Source organism: Enterobacter sp. C3_dUdeg (genome assembly GCF_057536195.1).
In genome coordinates this window covers 15,473-29,087 of the sequence record NZ_BAAKFX010000017.1, presented here as the reverse complement: position 1 = coordinate 29,087, position 13,615 = coordinate 15,473, and the positions used below count along the sequence as shown (strand labels likewise).

General features: G+C 57.9%; 12 protein-coding genes. 9 read left to right on the top strand and 3 right to left on the bottom strand.

From position 1 onward, the window contains the following. Positions 1 to 54: 54 nt before the first annotated feature. Positions 55 to 1,884: an ATP-dependent DNA helicase RecQ gene (gene recQ, locus AC27FC_RS22215; RefSeq protein ID WP_029741834.1), complete on the top strand. Its 1,830-nt coding sequence runs from the start codon at positions 55 to 57 to the stop codon at positions 1,882 to 1,884. A gap of 61 nt (positions 1,885 to 1,945) precedes the next feature. Then, positions 1,946 to 2,566: a threonine export protein RhtC gene (gene rhtC, locus AC27FC_RS22210; RefSeq protein ID WP_025757538.1), complete on the top strand. Its 621-nt coding sequence runs from the start codon at positions 1,946 to 1,948 to the stop codon at positions 2,564 to 2,566. Here the strand turns inward: rhtC and rhtB are convergent. Then, entirely contained in the window at positions 2,563 to 3,183 is a 621-nt protein-coding gene (rhtB, locus tag AC27FC_RS22205; protein WP_008501533.1) for a homoserine/homoserine lactone efflux protein, read from the bottom strand. The two genes, rhtC and rhtB, sit on opposite strands and share 4 nt — an antisense overlap. A 110-nt stretch (positions 3,184 to 3,293) precedes the next feature. On the opposite strand from rhtB, the gene pldB reads away from it, so the two are divergent. The 3 genes from pldB (at position 3,294) to AC27FC_RS22190 (ending at position 6,100) form a co-directional block, all read left to right on the top strand. Continuing rightward, complete coding sequence (gene pldB, locus AC27FC_RS22200; protein WP_033146896.1) at positions 3,294 to 4,286, top strand: lysophospholipase L2; 993 nt, start codon at positions 3,294 to 3,296, stop codon at positions 4,284 to 4,286. A gap of 31 nt (positions 4,287 to 4,317) precedes the next feature. Further along, the gene (yigL, locus tag AC27FC_RS22195) at positions 4,318 to 5,118 is read left to right on the top strand and encodes a sugar/pyridoxal phosphate phosphatase YigL (protein WP_029741831.1); all 801 of its coding nucleotides are present in this window, start codon (positions 4,318 to 4,320) and stop codon (positions 5,116 to 5,118) included. A gap of 82 nt (positions 5,119 to 5,200) precedes the next feature. Next, on the top strand, positions 5,201 to 6,100 hold the full coding sequence (locus AC27FC_RS22190) for a carboxylate/amino acid/amine transporter (protein ID WP_033146894.1): 900 nt from the start codon (positions 5,201 to 5,203) through the stop codon (positions 6,098 to 6,100). On the opposite strand, the gene metR is transcribed toward AC27FC_RS22190, so the two are convergent. Next, entirely contained in the window at positions 5,988 to 6,941 is a 954-nt protein-coding gene (gene metR, locus AC27FC_RS22185; protein WP_033146893.1) for an HTH-type transcriptional regulator MetR, read from the bottom strand. The two genes, AC27FC_RS22190 and metR, sit on opposite strands and share 113 nt — an antisense overlap. Positions 6,942 to 7,056: 115 nt before the next feature. Here metR and metE point away from each other — a divergent pair, with 115 nt between their 5' ends. Next, positions 7,057 to 9,318, top strand: a complete 2,262-nt coding sequence (gene metE, locus AC27FC_RS22180) for a 5-methyltetrahydropteroyltriglutamate--homocysteine S-methyltransferase (protein ID WP_033146892.1) — start codon at positions 7,057 to 7,059, stop codon at positions 9,316 to 9,318. A gap of 46 nt (positions 9,319 to 9,364) precedes the next feature. On the opposite strand, the gene AC27FC_RS22175 is transcribed toward metE, so the two are convergent. Beyond that, positions 9,365 to 10,171 carry a dienelactone hydrolase family protein gene (locus tag AC27FC_RS22175; RefSeq protein WP_023333795.1) on the bottom strand — a complete coding sequence of 269 codons (807 nt, stop codon included), beginning with the start codon at positions 10,169 to 10,171 and terminating at the stop codon, positions 9,365 to 9,367. Positions 10,172 to 10,426: 255 nt separating this feature from the next. Here AC27FC_RS22175 and udp point away from each other — a divergent pair, with 255 nt between their 5' ends. From udp to ubiE, 3 genes are all read left to right on the top strand, one after another. Then, positions 10,427 to 11,188: a uridine phosphorylase gene (gene udp, locus AC27FC_RS22170; protein ID WP_003860792.1), complete on the top strand. Its 762-nt coding sequence runs from the start codon at positions 10,427 to 10,429 to the stop codon at positions 11,186 to 11,188. A 139-nt stretch (positions 11,189 to 11,327) separates the two neighbouring features. Next, positions 11,328 to 12,785 (top strand): DNA recombination protein RmuC, encoded by a 1,458-nt coding sequence (gene rmuC / locus AC27FC_RS22165; protein ID WP_196355216.1) that lies wholly within the window; start codon positions 11,328 to 11,330, stop codon positions 12,783 to 12,785. Positions 12,786 to 12,851: 66 nt separating this feature from the next. Continuing rightward, on the top strand, positions 12,852 to 13,607 hold the full coding sequence (gene ubiE / locus AC27FC_RS22160) for a bifunctional demethylmenaquinone methyltransferase/2-methoxy-6-polyprenyl-1,4-benzoquinol methylase UbiE (RefSeq protein ID WP_023309612.1): 756 nt from the start codon (positions 12,852 to 12,854) through the stop codon (positions 13,605 to 13,607). The last annotated feature ends 8 nt before the right edge of the window (positions 13,608 to 13,615 follow it).

Here is a 13,615-nt window from a genome sequence, read left to right as displayed (position 1 = left end):
CTCTCTCAGGCGCTGAAAATAGCGCCTGTTTCATTTCTGGCATATGGGGTTAACGTGGCGCAGGCGGAAGTATTGAATCAGGAGTCGCTGGCTAAACAGGTTTTGCATGAAACCTTTGGCTACCAGCAGTTCCGCCCCGGCCAGGAAACCATCATTGAAACGGTGCTGGAAGGTCGTGATTGCCTGGTGGTGATGCCGACCGGTGGCGGCAAGTCCCTTTGTTATCAGGTGCCCGCGCTGGTGCTTAACGGCCTGACGGTCGTGGTATCCCCCCTTATTTCTCTGATGAAAGACCAGGTTGACCAGCTGCTCGCCAACGGCGTGGCGGCGGCCTGTCTCAACTCGACCCAAACCCGGGAGCAGCAGCAAGAGGTGATGGCCGGTTGTCGTACCGGGCAGATCCGCCTGCTGTATATCGCGCCGGAACGCCTGATGCTGGATAACTTCCTCGATCACCTGGCGCACTGGAACCCGGTCCTGCTGGCGGTGGATGAAGCGCACTGTATTTCCCAGTGGGGACACGATTTCCGCCCGGAATACGCCGCTCTCGGCCAGCTGCGTCAGCGCTTCCCCGAGCTGCCGTTTATGGCGCTTACCGCCACGGCGGATGACACCACCCGTCTGGACATCGTTCGTCTGCTCGGGCTGAACGACCCCTATATTCAGGTCAGCAGCTTCGACCGCCCTAACATCCGCTATATGCTGATGGAAAAATTCAAGCCGCTGGATCAGCTCCTGCGCTACGTCCAGGAGCAGCGCGGCAAGTCCGGCATCATCTACTGTAACAGCCGTGCGAAGGTGGAAGACACCGCCGCGCGTCTGCAAAACCGCGGCTTTAGCGCCGCCGCCTATCACGCCGGATTAGAGAACCACATCCGCGCCGACGTGCAGGAGAAATTCCAGCGCGATGACCTGCAGATCGTGGTCGCAACGGTGGCGTTTGGGATGGGCATCAACAAGCCAAACGTGCGCTTTGTGGTGCACTTTGACATCCCGCGCAATATCGAATCCTACTATCAGGAAACCGGCCGCGCCGGGCGTGACGGTCTGCCTGCGGAAGCGATGCTGTTTTACGATCCGGCCGATATGGCGTGGCTGCGCCGCTGTCTGGAAGAGAAGCCGCAGGGACAGCTGCAGGATATCGAGCGCCACAAGCTCAACGCGATGGGCGCGTTTGCCGAAGCGCAAACCTGCCGTCGTCTGGTTCTGCTCAACTACTTTGGTGAAGGGCGCCAGGAGCCGTGCGGCAACTGCGATATCTGCCTCGATCCGCCGAAACAGTACGATGGCCTGATGGACGCGCGTAAAGCGCTCTCGACCATTTACCGTGTGAATCAACGCTTCGGGATGGGCTACGTGGTGGAGGTGCTGCGCGGCGCCAATAACCAGCGTATCCGCGATATGGGCCACGACAAGCTGCCTGTCTACGGTATTGGCAAGGAGCAGAGCCACGAACACTGGGTGAGTATCATTCGTCAGCTGATCCACCTCGGCTTCGCCACGCAGAACATTGCCCAGCACTCCGCCCTGCAGCTGACTGAGGCGGCGCGTCCGGTCCTGCGCGGTGACGTTGAACTCAAGCTCGCCGTGCCGCGCGTCATCGCCCTGAAGCCACGCGTGATGCAGAAATCCTACGGCGGCAACTACGACCGCAAGCTGTTCGCCAAACTGCGCAAGCTGCGTAAGGCCATCGCCGACGAAGAAAACATCCCGCCTTACGTGGTGTTTAACGACGCGACGCTGATCGAGATGGCCGAGCAGATGCCGCTCAGCGCCAGCGAAATGCTCAGCGTCAACGGCGTGGGAACGCGCAAGCTGGAGCGCTTCGGTAAAGAGTTTATGGCGCTCATCCGCTCTCACGCCGACGGTGATGATGAGGAGTAGTCAGCCGGGCGAAAAAGTGCCAGGATGATGACTCACTAAATTATTTCCCCGCGAGCTAATTATGTTAATGCTATTTCTCACCGTGGCGTTGGTGCACATCGTTGCGCTGATGAGCCCCGGCCCGGATTTTTTCTTCGTATCACAAACGGCCGTCAGCCGCTCCCGCAAAGAGGCGATGATGGGCGTGCTCGGTATCACCATGGGCGTTATGGTCTGGGCGGCCGTTGCGCTGCTCGGTCTGAACCTTATCCTGGCGAAGATGGCCTGGCTGCATAACATCATTATGGTCGGCGGCGGGCTGTACCTGTGCTGGATGGGCTACCAGATGCTGCGCGGGGCGCTGAAGAAAGAAGAGAAAAAACCGCAAGAGCCGAAGGTGGAGCTGGCTACGGGCGGCCGCAGCTTTGTAAAAGGGCTGCTGACCAATCTGGCGAACCCAAAAGCGATTATCTATTTCGGCTCGGTGTTCTCGCTGTTTGTCGGCGATAGCGTCGGCGCGGGCGCACGCTGGGGCATCTTCCTGCTGATCGTCGTTGAAACCTTTGCCTGGTTTACCATCGTGGCCAGCCTGTTCGCCTTACCGGCGATGCGCCGCGGCTACCAGCGTATCGCGAAGTGGATTGACGGCTTCGCCGGCGCGCTGTTCGCCGGCTTCGGCATTCATCTCATCATTTCTCGCTAAGCGTGACGCGCTGACGCAAGCAGCGCGCCAACCAGCATAAACAGCGAACCAAAGACTTTATTCAGGGCCTTCATCTGCTTAGGCCCTTTAATCCATGCCGCAATTCGCTGCGCCAGCGTCGCGTAACCAATCATCACGATGATGTCGACGATAATGGTGGTCGCGCCGAGCACCACGTACTGCATCACCTGCGGCTGATGCGGAACGATAAACTGCGGGAACAGCGCGGCGAGGAAAACGATGCTCTTCGGGTTGGTCAGGTTGACGAACACCGCACGCTTAAACAGATGGCCGCGGTTTTGCGTCTGAGCCAGCGTATTCAGGTTGATGGAGCCTGCCGCGCGCCACTGCTGGATGCCGAGCCAAATCAGATACGCTGCCCCGGCCCATTTCAGCACCTCAAAGGCCAGCACGGAGCGGGAGAACAGGGTCCCCAGACCGATCCCGACCAGCACAATATGAATGCCCAGCCCGGTCTGCAAACCGGCAATCGACGCTGCCGCACCGCGGTAGCCGTGGTTGATGGAGGTGGTCATGGTGTTAATAGCACCCGAACCCGGAGAAAGGCTGAGGATAATGGATGTCAGCAGGTAGGCGAACCACCATTCGAAGGTCATTTGAAACTCCCGAACCGTCTATTTTTATGCCACAATACGCTATTATTGAGTCATTTTGTGACCGGTGACGAAAAAAACGATATTCCCTGGATTACGTGAGTGGAAACCCAATGTTTCAGCAGAAAAAGGACTGGGAAACACGAGAAAACGCTTTTGCTGCTTTCTCTATGGGGCCGCTGACCGATTTCTGGCGGCAGCGTGAGGAAGATGAGTTTACGGGCATCGGGGGCGTCCCGGTGCGTTTCGTTCGTTTCCGAAATGAAAAAAATGACCGGGTGATTGTGGTCTGCCCTGGGCGTATTGAAAGTTACGTTAAATACGCCGAGCTGGCCTATGACCTGGTCCATATGGGGTTCGATGTCCTGATCATCGACCATCGTGGACAGGGGCTGTCCGGACGTATGCTGCCGGACACGCACCGTGGGCACGTCGATCGCTTCAGCGATTACGTCGATGATTTTGCCGCGTTCTGGCAGCAGGACGTTCAGCCTGGCCCCTGGCGCAAGCGGTATATTCTTGCGCACTCCATGGGCGGCGCCATTTCGACGCTGTTTTTGCAGCGTTACGCGCACCAGTGCGACGCCATTGCGCTCACCGCGCCGATGTACGGTATCGTCATCCGTTTTCCTGACTGGATGGTGCGCCATCTTCTTGACTGGGCTGAGGGCCATCAGCGCATTCGTGAAGGTTATGCCATTGGCACAGGACGCTGGCGCGCGCTGCCGTTCGCCATCAACGTCTTAACCCACAGCCGGCAGCGTTATCGCCGCAACCTGCGCTTTTATGCCGATGAACCGCGCTTGCGCGTCGGCGGCCCGACCTGGCACTGGGTGCGGGAGGGGATTCTGGCCGGTGAGCAGGTGCTGGCGGGCGTAGGCGATGATGACACGCCGACGCTTCTGATCCAGGCGGAAGAAGAGCGTGTGGTGGATAACCGCATGCATGACCGCTATTGTGAACTGCGCGCTGCAGCCGGTCACCCTTGTGAAGGGGGTAAACCGCTGGTCATTAACGGCGCGTTCCATGAGATCCTTTTTGAAAAGGACGCTATGCGCTCAGTCGCGCTTAACGCCATTGTTGAATTTTTCAACAGGCATAATTGATTCTTGTTTTCCACCAGAGGTTGAAATCCCTATGTACCAGGTTGTTGCATCTGATTTAGATGGCACGCTGCTTTCCCCCGACCACACCCTGTCGCCTTACGCGAAAGAGACCTTAAAACTCCTGACTGCCCGTGGCGTGAACTTTGTGTTCGCCACCGGCCGCCACCACGTGGACGTGGGGCAGATCCGCGATAATCTTGAGATCAAATCGTACATGATCACCTCCAACGGTGCGCGCGTGCATGATACCGACGGCAACCTGATCTTTACCCACAACCTGGATCGCGATATTGCCGCCGATCTGTTTGGCGTGGTGCATAACAACCCGGCTATCGTCACTAATGTTTACCGCGACGACGACTGGTTTATGAACCGCCACCGCCCGGACGAAATGCGTTTCTTCAAGGAAGCGGTATTCAACTACTCCCTTTACGAACCTGGCCTGCTGGAGCCGGAAGGGATCAGCAAGGTGTTCTTCACCTGTGACAGCCACGAAGAGCTGCTCCCGCTGGAACAGGCGATCAACGCCCGCTGGGGCGATCGCGTCAACGTGAGCTTCTCAACCCTGACCTGTCTGGAAGTAATGGCGGGAGGCGTCTCTAAAGGTCACGCGCTGGAAGCGGTTGCGAAACGTCTGGGCTTCGGGCTGAAAGACTGTATCGCCTTCGGTGACGGCATGAACGACGCCGAGATGCTTTCGATGGCGGGCAAGGGCTGCATCATGCAGAACGCGCACCAGCGTCTGAAGGATCTGCACCCTGAGCTGGAAGTGATTGGTTCTAACGCTGACAACGCGGTACCGAAGTATCTGCGCAAACTGTTCCTTGAATAATCTTCATTCGGTTGTTTATTGCTCAGTTGTCAACTAAAGAGTTCGCTACAATGCCTCTCCTTCTTTCTGAGAGACAAGCATTGTGGCGCTACTCATTATCACCACTATCCTGTGGGCCTTCTCCTTTAGCCTGATTGGCGAATACCTTGCCGGTTCGGTCGACAGCTACTTCTCGGTGCTGATGCGCGTGGGGCTGGCGGCGCTGGTGTTCCTGCCGTTTCTGCGCGCGCGCGGGCAATCGCTGAAAACGATTGTGCTGTATATGCTGGTGGGAGCGATGCAGCTCGGCATCATGTATTTGTTCAGCTTCCGGGCCTACGTCTACCTGTCCGTCTCTGAATTCCTGCTCTTTACCGTGCTGACGCCGCTCTATATCACGCTGATTTATGACCTGCTCAGCAGACGCCGTCTGCGCTGGGGATACCTGCTGAGCGCCGCGCTGGCGGTGATCGGCGCGGCGATTATTCGCTATGACAAAGTCAGCGATCACTTCTGGACCGGGCTGATGTTCGTCCAGCTTGCCAACATCAGCTTCGCCATCGGCATGGTGGGCTACAAACGCCTGATGGAAACCCGCCCGATGCCGCAGCATAACGCGTTTGCCTGGTTCTATATGGGCGCCGCGATTGTCGCGGTGGCGGCGTGGTTTATGCTCGGTAATCCGCAAAAGCTGCCGACCACCGCCGTGCAGTGGGGCGTTCTGGTCTGGCTGGGCGTAGTGGCGTCAGGGCTGGGGTACTTCATGTGGAACTACGGCGCTACGCAGGTAGACGCCGGTACGCTGGGGATCATGAACAACGTGCATGTCCCGGCAGGGCTGCTGGTCAATCTCGCCATCTGGCAGCAACAGCCGCACTGGCCGAGCTTCCTTATTGGGGGAGCGGTGATCCTGGCTTCGCTGTGGGTCCATCGCCGATGGGTCGCTCCGCGCTCCGCACAAACGGAAGATGGTCGCACGCGTGGTTCCGCGCTGAGCGAATAAACGCCTCCGTAATCGGCTGACGCTGCTCGCCATCGCGCACGGCGGCGTACAGTCGGCTCCACAGTCCTTCACCCAGGGTTTTGGTCTGCACCAGACCCTGGCGTTCAAAACTCTCCACCACCCAGTGCGGCAGCGCCGCGATACCCATTCTGGCCGCCACCATCTGAATCAGCAGCAGGGTGTTATCCACGCTTTTCAGCTGCGGGCTAATGCCTGCCGGCTGCAGGAAGTGGCGCCAGATATCCAGGCGGCTGCGCTGCACCGGATAAATCAGCAGCGTTTCTGTCGCCAGGTCTTCCGGCGTGACGCGCGTTTTGGCGGCCAGCGGGTGGTCCGGCGCCAGCACCAGGCGCACTTCATAATCAAACATCGGCGAATAGTGCAGGCCGCTGCGCGGCAGGATGTCAGAGGTCATGACCAGATCCAGCTCGCCCTGCTGCAGCGACGGCTGCGGGTCAAAGGTCACACCGGATTTGAAGTCCATCTCCACCTGCGGCCACTTCTGGCGGAAGTTTTCAAGCGCGGGGGTCAGCCACTGAATACAGCTGTGGCACTCAATGGCGATGCGCAGTTTGGTCTGCTGCGGTTCGTTACACGCCTGCAGCGCGCTCGCGATTTGCGGCAGTACCTGATTCGCCAGCTGAAGAAGAATTTCACCCTGCGGCGTAAAGCGTAGCGGCTGGCTCTTACGCACAAAAAGACGGAAGCCGAGGCGTTGTTCCAGATCGCTGAACTGGTGAGAAAGGGCGGACTGGGTCTGGTGCAGCGTGGCCGCAGCCGCCGCGAGCGAACCGCAGTTCCGCAACGCTTGTAGCGTTTTCAGGTGTTTAATCTCGATCATGAAAGTCCTTCACTTCGCCATGAACATATTGCGCTTGAGGAATATACAGTACCTGCCAATTATAGAAGTGTAAACATCTGGACGTCTAAATAACGAATTTCACAAGGGGCACACCATGACAATCCGCAATCACACTCTCGGTTTCCCTCGCGTCGGCCTGCGTCGCGAGCTGAAAAAAGCGCAAGAAAGCTACTGGGCGGGTAATGCCACCCGTGAAGAACTGCTGGCGGCAGGACGCGAGCTGCGCGCCCGCCACTGGGATCAGCAAAAACAGGCGGGCATTGACCTGCTGCCGGTGGGCGATTTCGCCTGGTACGACCATGTTCTGACGACCAGCCTGCTGCTTGGCAACGTGCCGGCTCGTCATCAGAACAAAGATGGATCGGTAGATATCGATACCCTGTTCCGCATCGGCCGTGGCCGCGCGCCGACGGGTGAGCCAGCGGCAGCGGCGGAAATGACCAAGTGGTTTAACACCAACTATCACTATATGGTGCCGGAGTTCGTCAAAGGTCAGCAGTTCAGGCTGGCCTGGACGCAGCTTCTGGACGAAGTGGATGAAGCGCTGGCGCTGGGCCACCAGGTGAAGCCGGTGCTGCTCGGGCCGGTAACGTACCTGTGGCTGGGCAAAGTAAAGGGCGAGCCGTTTGACCGACTCAGCCTGCTGAAGGATATTCTGCCGGTCTACAAACAGGTACTGAGTGAGCTGGGCAAACGCGGCATTCAGTGGGTGCAAATCGACGAACCGGCGCTGGTGCTTGAGCTGCCGCAGGATTGGCTCGATGCCTTCAAACCGGCGTATGACGCGCTCACCGGTCAGGTAAAACTCCTGCTGACGACCTATTTTGAAGGCGTGACGCCGAACCTGAAGACCATTACCGCGCTGCCGGTCCAGGGCCTGCACGTTGACCTCGTACACGGTAAAGATGATGTGGCGGAGCTGCACAAGCGTTTGCCAGCGGACTGGCTGCTCTCTGCCGGGCTGATCAACGGCCGTAACGTCTGGCGCGCCGATCTCACCGAGAAATACGCGCAAATCAAAGACATCGTCGGCAAACGTGAGCTGTGGGTGGCCTCGTCCTGTTCGCTGCTGCACAGCCCGATCGATCTGAGCGTAGAGACCCGTCTGGATGCCGAGGTGAAAAGCTGGTTTGCTTTCGCCCTGCAAAAATGTGAAGAGCTGACGCTGCTGCGCGACGCGCTGAACAGCGGCGACACGGCGGCGATTACCGAATGGAGCGCGCCGACCCAGGCGCGCCGTCACTCGGCGCGCGTGCACAACCCGGCGGTGGAAAAACGCCTGGCGGCCATCACCGCCCGGGACAGCCAGCGGCAGAGCCCGTACGAGGTGCGCGCCGAAGCGCAGCGCGCCCGCTTCAATCTGCCCGCGTGGCCAACAACGACGATCGGTTCTTTCCCGCAAACTACGGAGATCCGCGGCCTGCGCCTGGACTTTAAAAAGGGCAATCTGGATGCGAATCACTACCGCACCGGCATCGCGGAACACATCAAGCAGGCGATTATCGAGCAGGAACGCCTGGGGCTGGACGTGCTGGTGCACGGCGAGGCCGAGCGTAACGACATGGTGGAATACTTCGGTGAGCACCTGGACGGCTTTGTCTTTACCCAGAACGGCTGGGTGCAGAGCTACGGCTCACGCTGCGTGAAGCCGCCGGTGGTTATCGGTGACGTCAGCCGCCCGGAAGCGATCACCGTGGAGTGGGCGAAGTATGCCCAGTCCCTGACCGACAAGCCGGTAAAAGGGATGCTCACCGGTCCGGTGACCATTCTCTGCTGGTCGTTCCCGCGTGAAGACGTGACTCGTGAAACCATTGCCAAACAGATCGCCCTGGCGCTGCGTGATGAGGTGGCGGATCTGGAAGCGGCAGGCATTGGCATTATTCAGATTGACGAACCGGCCCTGCGCGAAGGCTTGCCGCTGCGCCGCAGCGACTGGGATGCCTACCTGCAGTGGGGCGTGGAGGCGTTCCGCATCAACGCCGCGGTGGCGAAGGACGACACCCAGATCCACACCCACATGTGTTACTGCGAATTCAACGACATCATGGATTCGATTGCCGCGCTGGATGCCGACGTGATCACCATCGAGACCTCGCGTTCAGACATGGAGCTGCTGGAGTCGTTTGAAGAGTTCGACTACCCGAATGAAATCGGGCCGGGCGTGTACGACATTCACTCCCCGAACGTGCCGAGCGTGGAGTGGATTGAAGCCCTGCTGAAAAAAGCGGCCCAGCGCATTCCGGCAGAGCGCCTGTGGGTGAACCCGGACTGCGGACTGAAAACCCGCGGCTGGCCGGAGACGCGCGCGGCGCTGGCGAACATGGTGAAGGCGGCGCAAAACTTGCGTCAGGCTTGATGATGCGTAGGCCCGGTAAGGCATAGCCGCCACCGGGCTTTTTTTATTACGCTTTCTTACCGCCGTACTGGCTAAACCACGCCAGCATTCTTTGCCAGCCATCTTTGGCTGATTCTGCGTGATAGCTCGGACGATAATCGGCGTTAAACGCGTGCCCGGCATCCGGATACACCACGATCTCTGCCTTCGCATTGGCCGCACGGAGCGCATGGCGCATGGTCTCTACCGAATCCAGAGAAATACCGGTGTCCTGACCGCCGTAAAGCCCTAACACGGGGGCGTTTAGCTCCGTGGCGATATCGACGGGATGTTTCGGTGAATTCAGCGTTTTCTCACCCACCAGTTTGCCGTACCAGGCGACAGCGGCTTTGAGCTGCGGGTTATGCGCGGCATACAGCCAGCTAATGCGTCCACCCCAGCAGAAACCCGTGACCAGCAGACGATGCGGATCGCCGCCGTTGCGCGCCGCCCAGCTGGCGACGTGGTCGAGATCGGCCAGCACCTGCGCGTCCGGGACTTTGCTCACCAGGTTGCTGAGCAGTGTTGGAATATCGCTGTAGTCGTTCGGATCGCCCTGACGGAAGTAGAGCTCTGGCGCAACGGCCAGATACCCTTCCAGCGCCAGTCGGCGGCAGAGGTCGCGAATGTGTTCGTGAACACCAAATATCTCCTGAATCACAATCACGATGGGCAGCGGACCGTCTGCTGATTTTGGCCGTGCGTGATAAGCAGGCATATTCTCCCCCTGCGAGGGAATGGAGGTCTCGCCCGCGGTAATTGCCGCTTCTGGCGTCGACACGATGGTTGAAGCATGTGGGGCCGCAGCAGGTGCAAAACCGGTTTTTTCAGTCATGGCATTCTCCGTACCAATGAGTTAGCGCAAAGGTAAATATAGACACCAGGTTAACAACTCACAGTGCCTTAAACGGTCTATCTTTTGTGCAGCACCTGGCGTTATAACTTGTTAATGTGATGTGAATCACTTTTTTATGGAAATTCAATGTAATAATTTTCATTCATGGTGAGGTGTGTCACGAAAATATGCTTACTGCTTCTGTAAAGTACCGTTTTACTTCTTCTGACTAACCGACCCACAGAGGAGTCACCTATGTCTAAGTCTGATGTTTTTCATCTCGGCCTCACCAAAAACGATTTACAAGGGGCTACGCTCGCTATCGTCCCTGGCGATCCTGAGCGTGTGGAAAAGATCGCCGCGCTGATGGATAAGCCGGTCAAGCTGGCTGCCCATCGTGAGTTCACCACCTGGCGCGCAGAGCTGGATGGCAAAGCGGTGATCGTGTGCTCTACCGGTATCGGTGGTCCGTCTACGTCTATTGCTGTTGAAGAGCTGGCACAGCTGGGCATCCGTACTTTCCTGCGTATCGGCACCACCGGCGCTATCCAGCCGCACATCAACGTCGGCGACGTGCTGGTCACGACCGCGTCCGTTCGTCTGGACGGCGCAAGCCTGCACTTTGCACCGATGGAATTCCCGGCAGTGGCTGATTTCGAATGCACCACCGCGCTGGTTGAAGCCGCGAAATCCGTGGGCGCAACCACCCACGTGGGCGTCACCGCCTCTTCCGACACCTTCTACCCGGGCCAGGAGCGTTACGACACCTTCTCAGGCCGCGTGGTTAGCCGTTTCAAAGGCTCAATGGAAGAGTGGCAGTCCATGGGCGTGATGAACTACGAAATGGAATCCGCAACGCTGCTGACCATGTGCGCAAGCCAGGGTCTGCGTGCCGGTATGGTGGCGGGCGTGATCGTCAACCGCACCCAGCAGGAGATCCCGAACGCCGAAACCATGAAGCAGACCGAAAGTCATGCAGTGAAAATCGTGGTGGAAGCAGCGCGTCGCCTGATCTAATCCTCTCTTCTGAAATCAAAGGCCGACGCGTTCGGCCTTTATTTTTTGCGTAGCGCCTCGCAGGAAAACCCTTTCAAACTGGACGTTTATACAGCACAATTCTATTTTGTGCGGGTAATACGTTGATGCAGGGGGCATTGTGGATATCTCAATCCTGATTTACGCGGTGATTGCGCTGGTGGGCTTAGGGGTTGGCTGGCTAATTTCCAGCTACCAGCATGCACAGCAGAAGGCCGACCAGCTGGCCGAGCGAGAAGAGATGGTCGCCGATTTAAGCGCGACAAAACAGCAGCTTGCTTTGAGCGAACACTGGCGCGACGAGTGCGAACTGCTCAACAACGAGCTGCGTAACCTGCGAGACATTAACACCTCGCTGGAGGCCGATCTCCGCGAAGTCACTACCCGCCTTGAATCCACCCAGCTGCATGCGGAAGACAAAATCCGCCAGATGATCAACAGCGAGCAGCGCCTCAGCGAACAGTTTGAGAACCTCGCCAACCGAATTTTTGAGCACAGCAACCGCCGCGTTGACGAACAGAACCGCCAGAGCCTGAACAGCCTGCTGACGCCGCTGCGCGAACAGCTGGACGGTTTTCGCCGTCAGGTGCAGGACAGCTTTGGTCAGGAAGCCCGCGAGCGACACACGCTGGCGCATGAGATTCGCAATCTTCAGCAGCTGAATGCGCAAATGGCGCAGGAAGCGGTCAACCTGACCCGCGCGCTGAAAGGGGATAACAAAACCCAGGGCAACTGGGGAGAAGTGGTGCTGACCCGCGTGCTTGAGGCCTCTGGTCTGCGCGAAGGATACGAGTACGAAACGCAGGTGAGTATCGAAAACGATGCCCGCTCGCGTATGCAGCCGGATGTCATCGTGCGGCTGCCGCAGGGTAAAGATGTGGTGATTGACGCCAAAATGACGCTGGTGGCGTATGAACGCTACTTTAATGCGGACGATGACTACACCCGCGAGTCTGCGCTGCAGGAGCACATTGCCTCCGTACGTAATCATATTCGCCTGCTTGGCAGAAAAGACTACCAGCAGCTGCCGGGTTTGCGCTCGCTGGACTATGTTCTGATGTTCATCCCGGTAGAACCCGCGTTCCTGCTGGCACTCGACAGACAGCCTGAACTTATCACCGAAGCGCTCAAAAATAACATTATGCTGGTCAGCCCCACCACGCTGCTGGTGGCGTTACGCACCATTGCGAACCTGTGGCGCTATGAGCACCAGAGCCGCAACGCGCAGCAGATTGCCGATCGTGCCAGCAAGCTGTACGACAAAATGCGCCTCTTCGTGGACGACATGTCTTCAGTCGGGCAGAGCCTGGATCGTGCGCAGGATAACTACCGCCAGGCGATGAAAAAACTCGCCTCCGGACGCGGCAATCTGCTGGCACAGGCTGAATCATTCCGCAGCCTGGGGGTTGAGGTTAAACGCGAGATTAATCCGGAATTGGTCGAACAGGCCACCGCCCAGGACGACGAATTTCGCCTGCGAGAAGGTGCGAACGAACAAAAGACAAACAGTGAAGACACCACGTTAGCGGCGGATTTGTCACCAGACGAGACTCCTGCGCGTTTCATTCACGGTGGTTGAAACGTAGGGCAAACGCGCCCAATCTGTTACACTTCACGAACATTTTACTGATAAGCAGGCTCTGAGATGGCTGACGATTCACAAGACACAACGCACTTTGGCTTTCAGACTGTCGCCAAAGCGCAGAAAGCTGACATGGTGGCCCACGTATTTCATTCCGTGGCGGCGAAGTACGATGTGATGAATGACCTGATGTCGTTCGGCATTCATCGCTTGTGGAAGCGCTTCACCATTGACTGCAGCGGCGTACGTCGTGGACAAACGGTGCTGGATTTAGCCGGCGGCACGGGCGATTTAACCGCCAAATTCTCCCGTCTGGTGGGCGAAACCGGTCGCGTAGTTCTCGCCGATATTAATGACTCCATGCTGAAAATGGGACGCGAAAAGCTGCGTAACATCGGCGTGGTGGGGAATGTGGAGTATGTGCAGGCAAACGCCGAAGCGCTGCCATTCCCGGACAATACCTTTGACTGCATCACGATCTCTTTCGGTCTGCGTAACGTGACCGATAAAGAAAAAGCGCTGCGCTCTATGTACCGCGTGCTGAAGCCGGGTGGACGTCTGCTGGTGCTCGAGTTCTCTAAACCGATCATTGAGCCGCTGAGCAAAGCCTACGACGCCTATTCCTTCCACGTGCTGCCGCGTATTGGTGAGCTGGTGGCTAACGACGCTGAAAGCTACCGCTATCTGGCGGAGTCTATCCGTATGCACCCGGATCAGGACACATTAAAAGCCATGATGCAGGACGCGGAATTTGAGAACGTTGAATATTTCAACCTGACGGCCGGTGTCGTCGCGCTGCATCGCGGTTACAAATTCTGAGTGGAGGT

Bases quoted from the DNA above. Each gene is read 5' to 3' on its own strand.
- AC27FC_RS22175 (WP_023333795.1), bottom strand. From the start codon at position 10,171: ATGACTGAAAAAACCGGTTTTGCACCTGCTGCGGCCCCACATGCTTCA.
- ubiE (WP_023309612.1), top strand. From the start codon at position 12,852: ATGGCTGACGATTCACAAGACACAACGCACTTTGGCTTTCAGACTGTC.
- rhtC (WP_025757538.1), top strand. From the start codon at position 1,946: ATGTTAATGCTATTTCTCACCGTGGCGTTGGTGCACATCGTTGCGCTG.
- yigL (WP_029741831.1), top strand. From the start codon at position 4,318: ATGTACCAGGTTGTTGCATCTGATTTAGATGGCACGCTGCTTTCCCCC.
- pldB (WP_033146896.1), top strand. From the start codon at position 3,294: ATGTTTCAGCAGAAAAAGGACTGGGAAACACGAGAAAACGCTTTTGCT.
- udp (WP_003860792.1), top strand. From the start codon at position 10,427: ATGTCTAAGTCTGATGTTTTTCATCTCGGCCTCACCAAAAACGATTTA.
- metR (WP_033146893.1), bottom strand. From the start codon at position 6,941: ATGATCGAGATTAAACACCTGAAAACGCTACAAGCGTTGCGGAACTGC.
- rhtB (WP_008501533.1), bottom strand. From the start codon at position 3,183: ATGACCTTCGAATGGTGGTTCGCCTACCTGCTGACATCCATTATCCTC.
- metE (WP_033146892.1), top strand. From the start codon at position 7,057: ATGACAATCCGCAATCACACTCTCGGTTTCCCTCGCGTCGGCCTGCGT.